The sequence below is a fragment of the Flagellimonas onchidii genome (assembly GCF_004804315.1).
In the GTDB taxonomy this organism is placed as follows: Bacteria; Bacteroidota; Bacteroidia; order Flavobacteriales; family Flavobacteriaceae; genus Flagellimonas; species Flagellimonas onchidii.
On the sequence record NZ_SRXX01000001.1, the window covers coordinates 59,103 to 80,462 of the forward strand.

At 38.9% G+C, this 21,360-nt stretch carries 12 protein-coding genes and 1 pseudogene; all 13 read right to left on the reverse strand.

Going from position 1 to position 21,360, the window contains the following annotated elements; translation table 11 throughout:
* Nucleotides 1-50: 50 nt before the first annotated feature.
* Nucleotides 51-3,428 (reverse strand): VCBS repeat-containing protein, encoded by a 3,378-nt coding sequence (locus tag E4661_RS00195; protein WP_168796293.1) that lies wholly within the window; start codon nucleotides 3,426-3,428, stop codon nucleotides 51-53.
* 25 nt (nucleotides 3,429-3,453) lie between these two features.
* A complete protein-coding gene (locus tag E4661_RS00200; protein ID WP_168796294.1) occupies nucleotides 3,454-6,717 on the reverse strand; it encodes a VCBS repeat-containing protein in 3,264 nt (1,087 codons plus the stop codon).
* A 262-nt stretch (nucleotides 6,718-6,979) separates the two neighbouring features.
* Entirely contained in the window at nucleotides 6,980-8,500 is a 1,521-nt protein-coding gene (locus E4661_RS00205; protein WP_136464802.1) for a RagB/SusD family nutrient uptake outer membrane protein, read from the reverse strand.
* Nucleotides 8,501-8,512: 12 nt separating this feature from the next.
* Nucleotides 8,513-11,878 (reverse strand): TonB-dependent receptor, encoded by a 3,366-nt coding sequence (locus E4661_RS00210; RefSeq protein ID WP_136464803.1) that lies wholly within the window; start codon nucleotides 11,876-11,878, stop codon nucleotides 8,513-8,515.
* 183 nt (nucleotides 11,879-12,061) lie between these two features.
* The gene (locus E4661_RS00215; RefSeq protein WP_136464804.1) at nucleotides 12,062-13,261 is read right to left on the reverse strand and encodes a FecR family protein; all 1,200 of its coding nucleotides are present in this window, start codon (nucleotides 13,259-13,261) and stop codon (nucleotides 12,062-12,064) included.
* Between the two features lie 146 nt (nucleotides 13,262-13,407).
* Complete coding sequence (locus tag E4661_RS00220; protein ID WP_136464805.1) at nucleotides 13,408-14,040, reverse strand: RNA polymerase sigma factor; 633 nt, start codon at nucleotides 14,038-14,040, stop codon at nucleotides 13,408-13,410.
* Between the two features lie 220 nt (nucleotides 14,041-14,260).
* The gene (locus E4661_RS00225; protein WP_136464806.1) at nucleotides 14,261-15,268 is read right to left on the reverse strand and encodes a LacI family DNA-binding transcriptional regulator; all 1,008 of its coding nucleotides are present in this window, start codon (nucleotides 15,266-15,268) and stop codon (nucleotides 14,261-14,263) included.
* A gap of 254 nt (nucleotides 15,269-15,522) precedes the next feature.
* Nucleotides 15,523-16,128 (reverse strand): alpha-L-fucosidase, encoded by a 606-nt coding sequence (locus E4661_RS00230; RefSeq protein WP_136464807.1) that lies wholly within the window; start codon nucleotides 16,126-16,128, stop codon nucleotides 15,523-15,525.
* A gap of 61 nt (nucleotides 16,129-16,189) precedes the next feature.
* On the reverse strand, nucleotides 16,190-16,399 hold the full coding sequence (locus E4661_RS19220) for a glycoside hydrolase family 95-like protein (RefSeq protein WP_205728900.1): 210 nt from the start codon (nucleotides 16,397-16,399) through the stop codon (nucleotides 16,190-16,192).
* Nucleotides 16,377-16,619: a glycosyl hydrolase family 95 catalytic domain-containing protein gene (locus E4661_RS19225; protein WP_205728901.1), complete on the reverse strand. Its 243-nt coding sequence runs from the start codon at nucleotides 16,617-16,619 to the stop codon at nucleotides 16,377-16,379. The genes E4661_RS19220 and E4661_RS19225 overlap by 23 nt, the downstream gene beginning before the upstream one ends.
* A gap of 10 nt (nucleotides 16,620-16,629) precedes the next feature.
* A pseudogene (locus tag E4661_RS19235) lies at nucleotides 16,630-18,537 on the reverse strand (glycoside hydrolase family 95 protein).
* 81 nt (nucleotides 18,538-18,618) lie between these two features.
* Nucleotides 18,619-20,142 carry an aldehyde dehydrogenase (NADP(+)) gene (locus E4661_RS00240; protein WP_205728904.1) on the reverse strand — a complete coding sequence of 508 codons (1,524 nt, stop codon included), beginning with the start codon at nucleotides 20,140-20,142 and terminating at the stop codon, nucleotides 18,619-18,621.
* Nucleotides 20,143-20,169: 27 nt separating this feature from the next.
* Nucleotides 20,170-21,009 (reverse strand): fumarylacetoacetate hydrolase family protein, encoded by an 840-nt coding sequence (locus tag E4661_RS00245; protein WP_136464809.1) that lies wholly within the window; start codon nucleotides 21,007-21,009, stop codon nucleotides 20,170-20,172.
* Nucleotides 21,010-21,360: the final 351 nt, after the last annotated feature.

Consider the following 21,360-nt stretch of genomic DNA (forward strand, 5'->3'; position numbering starts at 1 on the left):
TAATTTTTGATATTTGATTAAATCTTGGTTTGTTTTTTTGTTATTCTTACCTAACCATCATTATCAAGGGGTGTTTCAACAGAATAGAAAACCAATTTGTTATTGTTAATGGTAAATACAAATGATTTTCTATCCATATTGGACAAGTTGATTGGCTCAATTTGTTTCACCTCTCCATTTACATTCAAACCACTTTCATAAGGGAATTTAGCAGTAAAGCCTCCCTTCCCATCACCTTTCAAAAAAACACCATAGCTGGCATCGTTTCTAGGGGTCTCTACTTCTGAACCCAGAAGGTTTCCCGCAACTATTGCGTCCAAGTGACCATCTGAATCAAAATCACCCACTTCTATGTCATTTATTGAGGATATCTGTGCCAATTGGGGCAACGGCTTTGTCTTAAATGTCCCATCTCCTAAATTTTCAAAGTAGCTAGAAGCAAAGTTTTTTGCTTCATATCGTATGGCATCCCCCAAATTTTCTTCTCCATACACTTCAGTCAATGACGCTTTTGCGAACGCATCATACGTTTTGAACTTCTTCTTTATAAAAGGCATTTGGTTAGATGAACATTCCCTCCCTCTTAAAGGGTACAGCTCATCTTTTTCATAGAAACCTAGAACGATATCAAACGTATTATTGTCATCAAAATCTTTGGCATAAATTTTAAATGGATGTTCATAATCTGCTTTATACTTGTAGTTCTTTCCTAAGTTACCTCCTATTAAATCGAAATCCCCGTCATTATCGAAATCAGCATAAGCAAGGGCGTTCCACCAACCTGTCTCATTCATCAATCCTGAAGATTCTGAAATATCCGTAAACATATTACCATGGTTTTTCAACATTTTTATCGGCATCCACTCCCCTGTAAAGACAAGGTCTTCATAGGTATCGTTATCAATATCAAGCCATACAGCTGAGGTTACCATGCCAATATCTTCTAACATAGGAGCCATTTCCATAGTGACATCCCTAAAGGTAAATTCTCCCTTGTCACTCTCGTTTAACAAGAGGGTACTGCTTGCAGGAGAGGGATACCTCCCTGGGACCTGTCTTCCCCCAACAAAAAGATCAATATCTCCGTCCTTATCAAAATCACACGGCACTACACATGATCCACTGGATATTATTGTAGGAATTGCATCTGTTTTTTTATAAAAAACACCATCTATATTTTCATAGAAACGGTCATTATAATATTCATTCCCTTGCTGAACTTCATTTCCGCCACTGACCACATAAAGATCCAGATCACCATCTTTATCGGCATCAAAAAACAAAGCTCCGGTATCTTCTTGGTTTTCATCTGTTTCAAAGTACTGTTGTTGGGATTCAATAAAACTCCCATTCGCCTGTTGTATTTGAAGGCTTCCACTTTGGTCTTTGGCCCCACCTATATATAAATCTTCCAAACCATCACCATTTACATCTCCGACGGCCATAGCTGGGCCAAACTGAGACATTTTATGGGGCAAAAGGCTTTCTCTTTCAAAATCGTCGAAAAGGTTTTCCTTATGCTGGTAATCAATGTTGACATGCAACGGAGAAAAGCTCTTGTCTTTATGTTTATCTGCAGTCGAAAAAAGTTCTTTTGTTCCGGTCATTTCTTTTTCGACCAACAATTCCTGATTTACTTTTATGTCCGTAAATTTTTGAAGGGTTCCGTCGGGCCAATTTATATGTATTGCATCCACTCCTTTAATTTTTCCCAAACCGAAATGCATAACAGGCTCCACAGATGATTGATAGCCCCTTGATAAAATGAATTCTTGGGTTTGAATGCTTCCATCTGTTGTGACCAAGCTTACTTTAGCACCCAGCCCGTTGCGGTTTTTGGCACCTCCTTTTAGTTTTAAACGAACGTAATTTTGGTTTTCAAATACTTGCCTTGCCTTGTTTTCAAAAATCAGGGCTTTTGCATCCTGATTATTGAATACCATATCCAAATCCCCATCTTTATCAAAATCGGCATAGGCCACTCCATGCGTAAATCCTTCATAGCTCAACCCCCAATTGTTTATTTCTTTTTTAAACCCTAATTCTCCAGTATTGATAAAAACATAGTTGTCAACCGGATTTTCAGGAATATACTCTACCAATCTATGCTGATTTTCAGGGGTTATTTTTTTCTGAGCAAACAATCTGCTCGAAAAAATCAGATAGTCATTGTTGTTCACATTTCTTCGCATACCATTGCTCACGAATAGATCTTTCCATCCATCATTGTTTAAATCAACAAACAGGGGGGCCCAACTCCAATCGGTATACCCAACTCCCGATATTTCCGCAATATCACTAAAAGTGCCGTTGCCATTGTTCAGCTGAAGGGTATTTCTCATAAATTGATAATGGAGTCCTGACGTTAAGGCTTCATTGAAAATTTCCGGGTTCATTGCAGACATGTTGGTCTTTTTGCCGATGTTACTGTCCGACATCATGTCGCTTTGAAAAAGATCCATATAGCCGTCATTGTTAAAATCTGCAGCATCCGTTCCCATTCCAAAATTTGATGTATGAGGAAAATAATCCTCTAATTCATCCTTGAAAGTGCCATCTTGTTGATTGATGTATAAAAAATCTTTGGCGTTAAAGTCGTTCGATACATAAATATCATACCAACCATCCGAATTAAAATCAGATATACTTGCATTTAGGGTAAGCCCGTAATTTAAAACACCTGCCTCTTCTGTAATTTCAGTGAATTTTCCATTTCCTTCATTGCGATATAATCTATCACTTTCTTCTAGTGATGGGTTTTCATTCTTCTCCTTAAAAAATGGATTGGAATTATAAAGGTTGAAAGGTGGGTAAACTGAAATGTAGAGGTCAAGGTCACCATCCCTGTCATAATCAAAAAAAACACTCTGTACGGAATTACTGTTGTCATCAATGCCATAATCAGATGCCATTTCCTTAAAGATCATCCCTCCCTGGTTCACATATAGTAGGTTATTGCGCCTGCCCGGTGGATCACTTACGCTGACATAAATATCCAAAAGGCCATCATTGTTGATATCTACCATGGTAACTCCCCTTGTCCACCGCACCACATCCAATGCTGCCACACCTGCTTTACTTGTCACATCTTCAAACTGCATATTGCCTTTATTTTTGTACAGTTTGTTCTCGACCATATTACCGCTAAAATAAATATCGGCCAGACCGTCATTGTCCAGATCTCCTACGGCAACACCACCACCAGAATAGATATTGGGATAGGTAAAATAATTGAGTCTTTTTCCCTCGGTTATCTTATTTTCAAACTGAATGCCGCTATGTGAAGGTTCCACCAATGCAAAGCTGAGTTCCCCGAACGGTTCAAGTTTGTCGGCAATATCACCTTTGTTTTTGCACGAACCAATAACCACAACTATCAAAATGCTTATTATCCCTTTATAGAAAATTGTACCGAAGCTTGTTTGCATACCCATCTTCACCCTACACTTTAAATTACCTGTTTAATTCCACAAACTGCAGTGGCGCATTGTTTTTGGCAATACCTAGCAAGCTTTTTTGTTTGTCCTTTGTTTCTATTTTGACAATATGTCTAACAACACCATCGACGGAAACGCCTATTTCATTTGGCTGAAGAATATCAAAAGTGCCTTTCCCATTGCCTCGAAGCATCATTCCAAAACTGGCATCACTCCTTATGGTCTCCACTTCTACACCATAGTTGTTACCTGCCACGAAAGCATCCAAATTACCGTCTTGGTCAAAATCGTCCACATGGATAGCATTTACGCATGAGATTTGAATTTCATTATCCAAAGACGACACTCTAAATTTTCCTTCGCCCAAATTCTCAATATAAGATGTTGAAAAATTGTTTGCTTTATAGTTTAGGGCATTCTCAAGATTTTCTCCACCATACACTTCTATCAAAGAAGCCTTTGCAAACGAATCATAATTAGGAAATTTCTTTTTTATAAAGGGCATTTGGTCAGAAGAACATTGTCTGCCCCTTAAAGGGAAAAGTTTGTTTTCATTATGATACCCCAAAACAATATCAATGGTTTTGTTTTCATCAAAATCCTTGGCATAAATTTCAAATGGAGCTTTTTTAGTGGCCTTATATTTATAATTCAAACCAAGGTTTCCAACAATAAAATCATCATCTCCATCCTTATCAAAATCACCGGCTGCAATGCTGTACCACCAGCCCGTTTCATCTGCAATTCCTGTTCTTTCAGAAATATCTTCAAACCCATCTTTTGATTGCTGAAATACTTTAATCCCCATCCACTCACCAACAACAATCAAATCTGTCAATGAATCTCTATTGAAATCCGTCCATACTGCATCTGTGACCATTCCAATATCACGAAGATCAGATATCATAGTATCGGTAACATCAACGAAAGATATAGTTTCAGTCGTACTTTCATTTTTGAGCAACACACTAGATGTTGGGAAAGGATATTCCCCTGGTTGTTGTCTCCCTCCAACAAAAAGATCTAGATCGCCATCACCATCAAAATCCACTGCTTTTACGCAAGAGCTACTAATGGTTAAATTTGGAAGTTCTATAAATTTTGAGAAATTACCTTCTCCATTATTGACATATAATCTGTCTTGATACCATTTAGAACCCTTAGCATATTCATTTCCGCCACTTGTCACAAAAAGATCCATATCATTGTCTCCATCTGCATCAAAAAATAAAGCAGAAACATCTTCGTATTTTTTTTCGGCCTGGAAAACAGGTTGAACTGACATTAGAAAACTACCATCTTCTTGTTGTATGTGCAAACTAGGAGCATTATCTTTTGAAGCACCAAAATAAATATCATCCATTCCGTCTCCATTTACATCTGCGGAGGCGAAAGCCGGGCCCATCTCTGACATTTTATGAGGCAAAAGGGTCTCTCTTTCAAAATCATTGAATTTATTTTCTTTATGTTTTTTGCTAAAATGAACTTTGTCAGATACATCAGCAAAAAGCTTTTTCGATATCGGGTTGTGTTCACCCATGTTTTTGGAGTTCACATAATTGACCTTAAGTGTGGAGTTGACTTTTACATCATTGATGATTTGCACTTTTCCATCGGGCCAAACCACTTTGAGCTTGTCCAAATTTTCATTATTGCCTATCCCAAAATGAATTGTAGGATCCAAAGAGGATTGAAACCCACGTGTTAAATAATGTTCATGATATTGTAATTGGCCATCATACTCCAAGTATAGTTTTGTCCCAATCCCAAATGGGTTATCTTTTGTTCCCCTTAACTGAACCTTTAAAAAATTGTTAGCGGAGATTTCGTTGGAATTGTTTTTATATAAAAAAGCATAGCTGTCCATATTATTGACCACCATATCTAAATCCCCATCATTGTCCAAATCGGCCAAAGATGCGCCATTGGAAAAACTTTCAACCTCCAGACCCCAATCCTTGTTCATTTTTTTAAAACTTAAATCTCCTTTGTTAAGAAATATAGAGTTTACAGCGGGCCTTGGAGGAATAAACTGAGTCAACCTATGATACATGGAATCTTGGTCAATTTCCTTATCCGCATTTTGAAGGATTACTTTTTCTTTAAACCTGACAAAGTCATTGTTTCTAAAATCTCTTTTTAAGCCGTTTGTGATGAAGAGGTCCTTATAACCGTCATTGTCCAAATCATTCAATAATACAGCCCAGCTCCAATCAGTGTTTGAAATTCCAGCCAAATGGGCCATTTCACTAAAAGTCCCATCACCATTGTTCCGTTGTAGGCTGTTGAACATATATTGATGGTGGAAGCCACTTTCCACGGCCAACCAAAATCTTTCTGGATTCATACCACTCATACTTGCCTTGATTCTGTAGTTGTCCTCGGAGACCATATCAACGGAAAAAATATCCAAAAGACCATCATTATTGTAATCGGCTACATCTACTCCCATGGAATAAAAGGATATATGTTTTAGCTGTTCTTTACTTTTTTCGGAAAAGGTTCCATCTTGGTTGTTGATGTAGAGATAATCATACTCATCATAATCATTGGAAACATAAAGATCGGGCCAGCCGTCATTATTCAAATCACCTGCGGCCACTCCTAGCCCATATCCTATTTCATTGCCGTTGATTCCGGCTTTATGGCTAATATCAACGAATTTTCCATTGTCATTTCGGTAGAGTTTGTCACCAATCAGATCAGCTCTTTTATTTCTATCAAACCCTTCAAATCTTTTAGTGAGGACATTATGGTTCAATAAGAACATATCCAAATCTCCGTCTTTATCATAATCAAAAAAAAGGGATTGAGTAGAATAGCTAGCATCTGCCAATCCGTATTCCTTGCTCATTTCCTTGAACTGTGGAATGTTGTTTTCATTGATGCCCTGATTGATAAACAATTTGTTGGTTCTTTGTTCTTCACCCAATCTTCCCGATCTACAAATATAAATATCCAAAAGCCCATCCGCATTAACATCGGCCATGGCAACTCCAGTTGTCCAACTAGGGGTATCTATAATCTGTGCTTCCTTGGTAATATCTTCAAACTTTAAATTTCCTTTATTGAGGTAAAGCTTATTGGGAGAAACTGAAGCTGTGAAGAAAATATCGGGGAGGTTGTCATTGTTTAGATCACCGATGGCCACACCTCCTCCATTGTAGTAATATTCATAAGAAAGCCCGTTCATGGTCTTTGATTCAGGCACAGGGTTTTTAAACGCCAAACCACTTATCGTGTGAGGGATGAGTTCAAATTGTTTTTTTTGTGCAATCACTTTATTATTTGCCTCCTTATCAGTTTTACAAGAAGAAGCTAAACAAAGTAATGTAATGTATATTAGAAAACTTATTCTCATTTTCATCTTCATAGCAATCAACATTTTTGAACTCTTTTATTACAAGAAAAGGAAACCCTATTAAAATAGGGTTTCCTAAACAAACAAACTAACTAACTCAAACTACTCATTAAAAATACCTATGTGTAGTTAACAGTAGTAAAAAACTTATTGTTAAAAATTTTTAGCACAATTACAGTTATTAGTGTCCAGGGTTTTGATCCAATGTCCCAACAGAAAAATCAATTTGTCTTTGAGGAATTGGCAATACCTCATCTTTCCCTGGTGTGAAATTTTCAAATGATGCAAGATTTCCATCCACACCTGCTTTTGAAGCATACCATTCGGCAGCGATACCCCATCTCCTTAATGCATACCCAAAGCGTGCTTCCAAAGCCAGTTCTACACGATATTCATGATACAGCGCTTCCCAGGCCTGTTGATCCGTTAATGTTCCTGGATCATGTGCTGGTAAATCTACCGAAGGTCTGGCCCTTACCCTATTGATCTGGGCCACAGCCGCATCTTTTTGATTATTACGCAACAATGCTTCGGCATATAACAAGATAACCTCTGCATAACGAATCTCATGAAAATTCTGAGGGGCATAATTAATACCAACAGTGGCTCCATCAGGTGGGTCCGTAACATATTTTCTGACCCCAAAACCAGTACCACCTACTCTATCTTCAAATGTAATCACATCACCATTATTTCTAGTAAAGGTATCGCCGGGTTCAAACAAAGTGGCGGCCTTTCTTGAGTCTCCATCTTCAAATTCATTTACCAAATCTGGCAACGGGCGAACAAAACCCCATCCTCCATTGGGCACCATACCTTCTCCATTAGGGCCATATATCAGGGATAGGGATGATCCTGTTTCTTGACCTCCTGCTGCGGCAAACTGAATCTCAAAAACGGATTCTGTGCTATTTTCATTGGTTCCATCGAACAAACTCGTGTACTCATCAACCAAGGCATACCCCATACCTTCAATTTCCTGGGCCTTGGCCAAGGCTGCTGGGTAATCTTGTTGCCATAATAGCACTTTAAGCAGCAATGCTTTTGCAGCACCCCTAGTAGCCCTACCTAAATCATCATTGGAGTAGCTTGTGGGCAACATGGTTTCCGCCTTTTCCAAATCGGACTTTGCCAAAGCCAAAGTCTCTTCTTTAGTAGAACGAGGAATAACAAAATCCGCCTCATTACCCGGATCCAACAATCTATCCACAATAGGAACTCCACCATACCACATTACCATATAATGGTAATATAGGGCACGTAGAAAATAAGCCTCCCCAATAATTCTATCACGTAATCCCGTATCAATATCCTCAATTCCAGGTACATTTTGTATTACTTGGTTAGCACGCTGTATCCCCACATAGCCCCTCCACCAATTATGGTTGGTCAAATCATCTTCAGGATCAATAAGGAAATCACGGACAACTCCAAAATATGAAGTCAAATCTGGGTGCTCCTGTACATTACCGGACCACATCAGCCCTGTAGCATCAAACGCATTGATTTCATTTCTTCCACCGTGTTTAAATTTAGACAATTCTTCATACGCCCCGTTAATGGCCAACAACGCATCTTGCTCGTTAGCAAAAAATTCATCTGATGCTGTTACCCCGAAAGGCTGTTTGTCCAAAAAATCATCACTGCACGATACCAAAAGTATCAGTGAAGCCAAAACTGTTAAAACATTATTTTTTTTCATAATCACTTTTTTTTAAAACGTTGCATTTATACCAAAATATATGGATCCAGCTACTGGAAAGCCTGAGTAACCTGTTTGTGGGTCAAAACCGTTAAAGTCACTAAAAGTAAATAGGTTTTGACCAGCAGCATACAACCTTAAATTGCTCAATCCCAAACTTTCTATGGTCTCCGGGGGCAAGGTATACCCCAATTGGATGTTCTGGATTCTAAAGTAATCATTATCCTCGAAGAAAAGCGTTGACGCCCTTCGGTTTTGATTTGGATCTCCTTGTACTATACGTGGCAACCTATTACTTGTACCTGGACCATGCCACCTATCCAAAAGAAAAGCACCGGTAATTTCCAAGGGCCTGATAAAGTTATGGTACCCGAAGAAGGGATCCCATTCAGTATATCCTCCTGCTTGACCAACTCCCAAAACGTTTAGGTCAAAATTTTTGTATTTCATGGTTACACTTAACCCATAATTATGTGGAGGTACTCCTTGGCCAAACCAAAATCGGTCATCTGGTGTAATTTCACCATCATTGTTTCTGTCCCTATATATAACATCACCTGGCGCCGTTCCAGGCTCTTGATAGACACCGTCCGGAGCGGCAGCGTTAAGAGCGTCTATCTCCCCCTGGTCTTGAAATACACCAATGGACTCATATATAAGTTCGCTGGTCCAAGGCTTCCCAACCCTCGACAAGCCAACAGAAGCATCGACCAAATCTTCTGAAGGGCTAAGCGTAATTATCTCATTTTTAATATAAGAATAATTAGGGCTTATCTCAAAATAAAAATCACCAATATTATCAGCATAGGTAAAAGCAATTTCAAACCCTGAATTACGAATATGCGATGTGTTTTGAAAAGATGGTTGCAGACCAAAAAGAGCGGTAAATTCAGGCTGAATGATAATTCCTTCTGTATCCTTTTTAAAATAATCAGCGGTCAACGATACTCTATTGTTGAACATATTAAGGTCCATACCAAAGTTTGTGGTTGTGGTAGCTTCCCATTGCAGTGAACTATTTTGAATACGGTTTGCCTCAACAGCCGGCACCTGATTTTGGTCTAACCCCAAAACATAGTTGTCAATAGGCACAAAGGATGATTGGTAGGGATAATCATCTTGTGCCACCTCATTTCCAATTTCTCCCCATCCTCCTCTAAATTTCAATCTGTCTATAAAGGGCACATTAAAGAAAGATTCTTCACTAACAACCCAACCTGCGGAAACAGAAGGGAAAGTGGCTTCTCTAAAGTCAGGGTGCACCCTGGAGGATTTGTCCCTTCTAACAGTACCTGTTAACAAGTACTTTCCTTTATAGTTATAGTTTAATCTTCCAACAAGCGATGAAATGGCCCATTGTGTCTTACTATTGAAGCCGTTGTCACCACTCCCGGCCAATTCGTCCAATGACAAAGAGGCATTGATTACACGAAGGCTCGGGCTATTTGTCAAAAAATTCCTGGCCGCTAAACCATAATGCGTAAAATCGGATTCCTGAGCCGTATGTAATAAAATGGCATCGAAGCTATGATCCCCAAAAGATTTGGCATAGGAAATTTGATTGTCCCAATTCCACACAAACAATCTATTGGTGTTTACTTCCAAGCGATTATTGTCCCTATTATTGATGTTGTTACCATCTGTCGGATAGAATGCAGTAGGACTGAAATTGTTTAAATTGCTCGATGAATATTCCACTCCAAAAGTGGATTTTATTTTTAATCCATCTAAAATTTCGTATTCTCCAGACACATTACCAATACCTCTTAAATTGCCTTCATCAAATCCATCGTTTTCTAATAAAACCAATGGGTGTGACAGGGTGTACCCTGGGCCGGCAAATACCAAGTTGCCCTCTGAATCACGAACTGCCTGATTTTTGGGATATTGAAGTGAGAAAAAGATGACATCTCTTTCATTAGTTCTAGCTCTTTGACCATAGGTAATATCCAAAGACGATGCTAACTTAAAACGTTCCCCTACATCGATATCATTGTTCACCCTAAAGCTATAACGGTCAAAAGCCGTGGTCTTCACCAAACCTTCTTGGTGGAAGTAGCCTGCCTGAACGGCATACCGATTGTTTTCGCCACCTCCTCTTATGGATAAGTGGTAGTTTTGTTGGGACCCTGTTCTAAGTGTCTCATCGAGCCAATTGGTATTTCCAGGAATTGCAGGAGTCAATCCTTCCGCAGGCTCCCTATCGGCATTAGTGTACCATTCTCTATTTAAAAGTTCGTATTCCTCAGCATTCAACAAATCCACTTCATTGGTCAATCTATCAAAGGAATAATAGGAACTAAATTCAATGGTAGGCTTACCCACCTTACCTCTTTTGGTAGTAATTAATACCACCCCAGCAGCAGCTCTGGATCCATATATGGCAGCCGCAGATGCGTCTTTTAACACCGTCATGGTCTCAATATCATTAGGGTTCAGGAAACCTACCCCAGTGGAGACTATCTGCCCATCAATAACAAACAGGGGAACATTCCCATCATCGTTTCTGGAACCTGCTCCACGAATGGTAATATTCGGCGCCGCTCCTGGGCTACTTCCTGTGTTTACCACACGCACCCCTGCAACACGCCCTTGTAACGCCAATGTAGAATTACCTCCAGTGGCATTGTCCTTAAAATCCTCTGCTGAAATCTGTTTTATAGAACCCGTAAGGTCTTTGGCCTTTTGGGTACCATATCCAACCACGACCACCTCATCCAACCCAGCTGCGGTTTCACTTAAAGCCACATTGATATTGGTTTGCCCACTAACAGCTATCTCTTTTGTAGCAAAACCGATATAGGATATCACCAAAATCGCATTTTCATCGGTAACTGCTATACTGAAGTTTCCGTCAAAATCACTTTGAGTACCATTTGTGGTTCCCTTTTCAACTATACTGGCTCCTGGTAAGGGAGCGCCACCTTCGTCAGTAACATTCCCAGTGATGGTCATCTGTAGTTCATCTTCATCATCCGATTCCTCCAAATCTGCCCTTTTAATAGGTATCAGTTTTTTTGGTGTAAGCACAATGTGCCGGTCGACAATCTTATAGTTCACTTTTCCTTCGCCGAACAATTTTTGCAGTACCCGTTCTATTCTAAGCTTTCGGGCAAGAATACTAACACTTCGTTCAAGATTCAATTCTGCCTTACTGTACAGAAACCTAAACTCAGTTTTTGATTCAATCTCATCGATTACCGACAAAACTGAAACCTCTTTAAGGTCTAAGTTAATTTTCGTTTTTTGCGCATAACCTGTTTCTGCCTGCAATTGGAATAATGCAATCGAGAAAAACAGGAGTGTAAACTTCATTTTCAAGTTCATTTTGGGAAGAATACTGTAACATCCTTCCACAAATTTTGTTAGTTTTTTCATACTTTTGTTTGATTTTGATTATTTGGTTTCAAGCTAAAAATCAATTTGCAATCGGAAAATGGCTCCAACATTTTCCGATTTTTTGTTATCATTAAGTCATCTATCCATACACAGTATCATTTTTAATTTGTTCACAAAAACATTACATCAATTTTCTTCTCTCAAAGAAAATAGCTTTTTCTCTTACTTTTTCATCAAAGTCACGACTCCCCCTTTTAGAGCATAATCAAAAGGCGTATGTTCATTAAAGATTCTCAATATTTGATCAAGTGATTCATCGGCAAAAGTTCCTGTAAATCGTATTCTATTAAGATCAGCATATTGATTATCAATCTCTACATCAAAATGTCTTTCCAATTCTTTTATGATAAGCTCAAAACGATCTTCAACAAAGAATAATTCCCCATTTACCCATGCTGTATATTTTTTCACATTAACCTTTTCAATGGAAATCACATCTTCCTCAAATACAGCACGCTGACCAGGAGTTATACCTACTGGTTTTTGACCATTCCCGTTATTTGATTTATATACTCCCACACTACCTTCCACCAATACCGTAGAAGTGTTTCTTTCATTTTTGTAACTGGAAACATTAAACTCGGTTCCGTACACTTGAGTATTCATTTCATCAGTGATGACCGTAAAGGGCCTTTCTTCATCCTTTTCAACCGAAAAATATGCTTCCCCATCCAAAAAGACATTTCGCGGCTTATTGTCCAAAAATTCAACAGGATATCTAAGGCTTGTTCCTGAATTAAGAAAAACTTTTGTCCCATCAGACAGGCGTAGTTCAAATTTTTTTCCATAGGGCACTGTCAACGTGTTGAATGCGATAGTTTTGGACAGCTTATCATTCCTGCTTTCGTAAATCAACCTAGATTTATCCTGGTTTACAATCATTTGTCCTTTAGCATCAGTTATTTCTTGCATGCTTGCTTCATCAAGAACTCTGACAGACCCATCTTGCAATTCAAGCGTGACCTCAGAATCAGGGTAGACCACTTCTATCTTTTTAAAAACCCCTGACATCTTAACGCCCAAAGCGGACACGAAAATCGCAGCAAAAACAGCAACAGTCCTTAAAAGAATCCTTGCTTTGCGTTTTTTTGGTTTTGGAGAAAAAATCGAATCGACAGAATCTTTTCTGTTCTGCACTATATTCTGCCACATTTCACCAAAACCATCTTCAGAAAGTTCCGTATGATCCACGGCCAATAGTTTGATGAGTTTAGAGGCGCTTTCGACTATCTTTTTTTTCTCTGGATTTTCTCTTAGCCAGTTTTCCCAAAAATTCTGAACCATGGAATCATTATCCAAAACCCATTTTTGAAAATATTCATCTTTCAAAAAATCCTCTTCCTCAAATTGCTTGTATTTCATGCAAACAAGATTATAAAATCAATGCCTTGTATTAATATAGAGAGTCAAATCGAAAAAATTACCTCAAGAAAATTGGTTTTTTTTCAAAAAAAAGTAAAGAAATCTGTATTCAGGGCAAAAAAAGAAGATTAAAAAGTATATTAAGTTCAGAGGTCAATCCATTGACTCCGCAATGCTTGAACTGCCCTACCCATTAAATTGTAAGTCGCCTTAACGGACAAATTCAGCACTTCTGCTATTTCGGTATAGTTTAATTTGGAATAGTATTTAAGGTGGACTATCTCCCTTTGTCTTGGAGTAAGTTTGTCCATCACTTTTTCCAATTTTTGAATTTGGCGATCAAATTCCTGCTTTTCAATAAGTTTTTTTTCCTCTGAATTTAATATAGTATAATTGAGGTTACCATAATAATCAAATTCCGTTTTTCTGCGTTTGGAGGCCAAGACTTCGTTTCGGATTTTTCTTCTAAGCGATTTGAACAAATAAGATCTGATCGACTTAACTTCACCTAACCTATGTTTTTTGTTCCAGATTTCGACAAACAAATCTTGTATGCAATCCCTGACCAATGGACCGTTATTGACAAACTTTATACCGTAGGAATATAATACGGTCGTGTTGTCCCTATACATCTTTGCAAATGCCTTTTCATTTCCAGATTGAAATTCGGACCACAGTTGAGAGTCTTCCATCAAAAGGCCATATTCAGCTTTAACATTTTTGCCTAACTGAAAATCTTCAACCAGTTTGTTATGGTTATGTGATAGCCTTGAAATCAAAGAGTTTAGTTTGTTAGTTTGAAATTCTTAAACAAGATATATAATCTTGCTTAATCGGTTTAGCTAAAATATAATTTATAACACATTAAACAAAAAATTAACGCTTAAAAATTGTTTAACTTGTTTTTTTAATGCTCAATCAAGACTTTACCAAAGTTGATTCGAATATGAAAAATCCTCTGATGTTCAACTAAATTGTTGGGAGTCTAGTTTCTAAGAACTATCCAATTTCCACGATGTCTAATGGCAAGATGATTTTTTCATTTAAGAAAACAGACGATTTTATTTGTTTTAGAATAAGCTGTACTGCCTGCTTACCCATGGGTCCAATAGGTTGAATACCTCTTACTAGAGGAATGTCTTCCATAAGTTCCATGAACAAATGATTTCCAAAACTGGAAGTCAAAACACCAGATAAGTTCTTTTTATTCATCTCGCGAAGAACTTTGGTTCCTAATAAAGTCAAGAAATAATTGCCAAAATATATAAGCTCTAAGTCCTTTATGTTATTTATCAGCTCTTTTACTGCAACTTCGGTATCCTCTACAATGTTATCAAAAGATACGTTTTTGACAAGAGAAGCTTCGTAAGAGATTCCATTGGCCTTAAGTGCATTCTTATACCCCAAAAGGCGGTCTTTCATATGTGGCAACCATTCATTAATGCTTACATAGGCAATTTTCTTTATGCCTTTTCCTATCAATCTCTGAACAATTTCATAAGAACCCATATAATTATCCACAACCACCGTATTGGCCTCTAGGTCATGAAAAAAACGATCGACTAACACAAAAGGAATTTTCCTTTCATGAAGCTTGTTGACCCATTCTTGGTCGCCTTCCGTTGCGCAAATTATCAGGCCGTCAACATTTCTTTCTATGAAGACATTAATTAAATTAGAAGATTTCAATGAATCCTCATCCGAACTTCCAAATATAACGTCATAACCATTTTTCATTGCTTCTATTTCAATACTTTTAGCGAGTTTGGAAAAAAAACTATTTGAGATATCTGCAACTATCAACCCTATGGTGTTCGATTTTCCCGTTCTCAACGCTTTCGCAGTACGATTTGCCATGTACCCTAATTCCTTGGCTTTGCGTTTGACTTTTTCCTCCATTACCCTGCTAACCCTCATTTCTTCAGCCTTGCCATTCATCACAAAAGAGACCAATGCTCTTGAGACACCTAGTTCTTCCGCAATATCTTTAATCGTAATTTTTTTCACAATTGTTCGCTAACTATCTTGGTGATGTAGTTTTCATTCTCATTAGAGGCTTATTCGTCAGATAACAATCACATACTTGAAAAGTATTACCTGATATTTTGTAAACTCGAAATTAATAGTTTTTATTTTCTATAGTACAAATATCTATCAATAACAAACCTCTGAACTTCTCTGATTTTATAGAGATTTTAATCAAAATCGTCCAATTACCAATAAAAAGAGTTTTCAATACTTAGGCATGGTTGCTACTTGTGTCAATAGGTGTTCAAACTATTGGTATAGTATCCCCAATGACGTTCTCTATGGTAGGATATCCCATACTTAAGCCCTTCAGCTCGAACCGTTTTGCCCAACAATTTGATAAAATCAAACTTTGGCCCCATATCTACCGCATTCCAAGGAGTAAGGTCTGTATCCCACATGGCAAAACCATCGTGGTGTTCAGCAGTTGGAATAACATACTTTGCTCCTGATGCCTTAAAAACTTCGGCCCAAGCATTTGAATTAAACTTTTCGGCCTTGAACATGGGGATAAAATCTTTATACCCAAATACTCCTGGCTCGCCATAATTTTCGGTATGGTATTTTATGAAAGATGGTTTACGATACATTTGGGTAGCGTACCATTCTGAATAATCTCCTCCATCACTCCATCCGGGTACAGCATAGGGCCCCCAGTGGATAAAAATCCCAAACTTGGCATCTTCATACCATTCCGGAATTGGAACATTGATCAAATCTTCCCATGTTGAAACGGTTATATCTTTTGGTTCCTGCTGCGGCAAAGTCTTTTCTTTTTTACCATCTCCACATGAATACAAAAGGATTACCAGTGAAAGAAAAAGTGCGTTGTGTTTCATCAAAATTGATTTAATTCATGTCCGTAATATCATTCCAAATGTTTGATATCGGCACCTTTAATTAGTTAATAATCTTTATCAGCTTATCGTTTGCAGCGTCAATTAATTCACCCATTACTCGAATAGGTGGAATATCATTTCCATTTAAGGATTTTATAGTGGCCGATACCAAATGACCATAGCGCCATTCCATATCCACTTTAAATCCACCACGGGCAATAAGGCCTTTCACTTCTCCAGCTGGCCATTCAACCGGAAGTCCTGGTAACAAGTGTATTTCTCCTTGTTGAGATTGCAAGCAATAGCATTTCAGCCATAAAACCTGGGGTAGACATAGAGCCATCTACCTGCATATTGCCACTCTGGTCTTGCATTAGGTTTTCATAGGCAGAACCCGTAATCATATCGTTAAAAATACGTGCAGCTTTTTCGCCATCGCCCAATCTTGTGAAACACCAGATACGCCATGTTTTGTTCCAATTTCCCCCCATGTGTGGCCATTTACGGCCATAAAAGGTGCCCTCTCATATTAAGAGATTTTTCTGCAGCTTCTGCCAATTCAGGAGTTTTAATAGGGTCTATCTGCCTACCGGGCATAAGGGCATACATATGTGGGTCACGGGGTTTGTCGACATCCCAGGCCCATTCTTGTAACTGTCCATATTTTCCAATGCGCATCGGTAATAACTGATCTCGCTTATCCTTAACCTCCTGACGGAAATCTGCATCAATTCCTAATTCTTTAGAGGCGAGGATTGTATTAGAGAATAAATCATATACCATCTGAATATCTTGATAAGCTCCTGGCAAATTGAACAGTTTTCCTCCTCTGGCTTCTCCATTGGTCAATGCGTAATCCACAGCTTTGCCATCTTTGAAATCTACCCCGTGTTCCGCAGATACCGTAGGTGCTACGATAAGTTTCCCTTCATAGGGAATCAGATTCTGCAACTAAAATTGCGTGGCTTCCTTCATTACTGGATATGCCTCGTCTCTCAAATAGTCCTTGTCTTGGGTATATTCATATTGACTCCAAAGGTGTTGACAGTGCCAAGCAGCTCCACTTGGATACATTCCCCATAACATATCGGCCCCGGGAGAAGCAAACCCCCAGATATTACCTGTGGTATGGCTTACCCATCCATCAGTTCCATAATACGCTTTGGCAACCTTACGTCCAGGCCCAACGAGTGTTTTTATCCAATTGATATAGGCCTCTTGGGCTTCTGGAAGGTTAAGGGGACCTGCTGTCCAATACATTTCCTGAAGGTTGATATTACTTTGGTAATTTCCAGCCCATGCTGCTGGTATATCTGACACCCAAACTCCCTGTAGTCCCAAAGGTAACGTTCCTTCTCTAGAAGCACTGAGTAACAAATATTTACCCAAGTTAAAAAGCAATACTTTTAGTCCCGCATCATCGGTCATTCCCGTTTTGAGCATTTCAAAACGTTCATTGGTCGGGAGTTTTTCAAGCAGAGGGTCACCATCCATTTCTAAGGACGTTCGATCATAAAGAGCCGTATAATCGGCAACATGTTCTTTTTTAAGTTGATCATATCCTTTTTTCGCAGCTGCTTTGATAAGCTTTTTTGTGATTTTCTCTGGATTTGCTCCATTGTAAAGTGGTGCTATCGGAAGGCACTCCGTTGCCGTGGTATAAAGCACCGTTTCCGAAGTTGCTCCAGAAAGCTTTAGTCTACCATTATCATTGGTAATTTCACCCCCATCATGAAGCACTTTGATCCTTATCTCATAGTTACGGTTATTTCCATCTATCTTTCCTTGAACATGTATTTCATTGTCCTTGATAGTAACTTCATTTTCTTTTTGGGTAAAGTTTCTGTGGATAGAAAAACCCAACTTACCAGGAACACTAGACTCAAAATGAATACCGATAACCCGGTCCGGATAACTAGCAAAATATTCTCGGGTATATTGAACGCCATTTAAATTGTAACTTACGGTTGCAAGTGCCTTGGATACATCCAGTTTTCTTTTGTAATTGGTAGCCTTCCCTTCATGATTCTCAAAAGAAAAGTACAGCTGCTCTAGAGATGTAAGTACCCCAAAATCTGAATAGTCCCCAACAAAATTCTTGGATACCAGTTTATCAGCCTTTTTAATATCACCATCTACTATAGCCTTTCTAATATCTCCCAGTTTAGCATTGCTCCCTTCTACAATACCGTAATTATAGTTTGGATTTTGACCTGGGCCGCCAAACCACACTGTCTCTTCTGTAATGTCAAAACGCTCTTCTTTTACACCTCCGTAGAATGAGGCACCCATATAACCATTTCCTATATGCAATGCTTGTGTTTTCCAATCTTCAGCCGGGTATTCATACCATAGGGTCGCATTATAGTTTTCTTTTTCTTGCGCACTAACTGATAGCGCAAAAACCAACTACAGTATCAGGAATTTTATAAATTTTGATGTCATTGTCTTTTTATCTTGTCTTATGTCGTTTGTTCAAACAACCAAATATTATTTGGTAAGTTCTCCATCTACCAATCTCCAGATACCTTGAGGGTTACCACTTTTTAGAGCATTTGGCAACAAACTATCCGGGTAGTCCTGAAAACTCACTGGACGTACAAAACGCTTGATTGCGTTTGTTCCCACCGATGTAGATTGAGGTGCTGTAGTTGCTGGATAAGGTCCTCCGTGTACCATAGAATGGCAAACTTCAACGCCTGTAGGGTATCCATTTACAATAATCCTACCTACCTTTTGTTCCAAGATGTCGAACAAATCTTTGTATTCTTCCAAATCAGCTGGAGTTCCATGCACGGTAGCTGTAAGATGGCCTTCTAAATTGCGCGCAGCATCCAAAATCTCATCTTTAGTATTAGCTTCGACCAAAACACTGGAAGGTCCAAAATTTTCCTCTGCTAGAATATGATTAGAAGCAAAATCTTCCGCAGAAGTTTTAAACACAACTGCTTGTGCGTCATTATCACCACTTGCATCCAATCCTTTAGCAAGTGTATCTACTCCTGAAACATTCCCCAATGTTTCAAGCCCTTTGCTATAAGCTGTTTTAATCCCTGGTGTCAACATTGTTGCACTCGCTGTTTCACCAATGGCCTTGGCCAAAACATCACCAAAGACCTCCGCTTCTGAAGATTGTTGCATAAAATTAAGGCCTGGATTAGTACAAAATTGTCCAACTCCCAAAGCAATGGAGCCAGCCAAACCTTGCGCTAATCCTTCCGCATTTTCTTTTAAAGCTCCGGGCAAAAAGAACACTGGATTTGTGCTCCCCATCTCAGCAAAAACAGGAATAGGCTCGGGACGTGAGTTTGCCAAATCGAACAAAGCCTTACCTCCACCAAACGATCCTGTAAATCCAACAGCTTTGATGCTTGGGTGTTTCACCAAAGCTCCTCCAACTTCAATAGTATTCCCTTGCACCAATGCAAATACTCCTTTTGGCATTCCGGTCTTTTTGGCTGCAGTTTTAATGGCTTTTGCCACCAATTCTGAGGTTCCCGGATGTGCAGGATGTCCTTTTACAACAACAGGACAACCAGCTGCTAAAGCAGAAGCAGTATCACCACCAGCCACGGAGAATGCCAGTGGAAAATTGCTCGCTCCAAATACAGCCACAGGCCCTAATGCAATGAGCATATGTCTGATATCAGGTTTTGGTATTGGCGTCCTTTCAGGTTGGGCGGTATCGATGCGGGCATCAACCCAAGAGCCTTCTTTTACCACCGAAGCAAACAATTTCATTTGGTTTACGGTTCTTCCTCGCTCACCTATAAGTCTGGCTTCAGGTAATCCAGATTCGGCTGAACATCGTTGTATCAATTCATCACCCAATGCTAAGATTTCATCTCCGATTTGGTTAAGGAAATCGGCAATACTGTCCTTATCTTTTTTCTTGTATGTTTCAAACGCAGTCACCGCTTGTGCTACGGCTTCATTTATTTGTTCTTGCGTGGCATTTTGGAATTCTCCTTCCAGCCGCTCATTGTTTCTTGGATTTATGGCGTAAAATGACATTCTATTTTTTTTAGTCTTTTGCTTCATCTAATTTTTCATGGAAACATGATTTACCAATGTACCTACAGGCTCAATGGTAATGGCTACCTTATCTCCTACCTTAAGGGTAAAATCGTCATCAGGAACCAAGCAAGTCCCCGTCATTAAGAAAACTCCTTTAGGAAAATCGCATTCTCTAAAGAGAAATCCGGCCAACTCTATATGGGTTCTTTTCATCATACTAATAGCCACTTTATCGGAATACATAACCTCATCACCCCTACTGATTTCAATTTTTATCTCCGTTTTGGGAGAAATAGGCCCTTCCGATAGGTAAATAGATGGCCCTAAACCAGCACATTTTTCAAAAACCTTGGCTTGCGGCAAGTATAAAGGATTCTCTCCTTCAATGCTTCGAGAACTCATATCATTACCAATAGTATACCCTTGAATTTCTCCATTGGAATTAATCAATAGGGTCAATTCAGGTTCTGGAACATCCCATCCGGAATCTCTTCGAATATTGACCGACTGTCCGGTTCCCACAACTCTTTGTGCAGTGGCTTTGAAAAACAGCTCCGGCCTGTCAGCATCGTATACCTTATTATAGAATACATCTCCTCCGCTTGCCTTGGCTTCATCCATTCGTGCCTCCTTACTTCTGAGATATGTAACACCTGCGGCCCATACTTCTTGAGATGCTATCGGTGCCACTATTTGTGAAGGGTCGATCACATCGCCTGCGGACAATTGGGAAATTTCTTCATGGATGTGCTTATAGAGCTCAGACCTGTTAATCAGGTCATCCCAATTTTTTCCTTTTAAATAATAAAATTTTTCCTCTTTTTCAACTGCTACGTCTCCTGAACTTAATTTATATATTCTCATGCTTATTTTTTTAATATTCAAAAACTATGGCCGTATGGGCCGTGAACTTATCGGCTTGTACTTCCAGATATCCCATCTGAGGCGATTTCCCTGGCTCATTCACCAACTTGAAGGTCAACTGCCCGTTATGTCCTCACATTTGCATCGGTCAGTATGCAGTTTAGAGTACAGAGATGAGAACATTTTTTATACTGTTCGGTTTGTTGCCATTTTTTTCAACACCCTAAAATTCAAGATTTCTCTTTATGTTCAATTTGTATTTTTTTGCACATATCGAGAATTATTCCACAATCTTATTGGTTTTACATCCTCTATCAGAATACCAGCCAAAAATTCTCTAAATACTGAAGA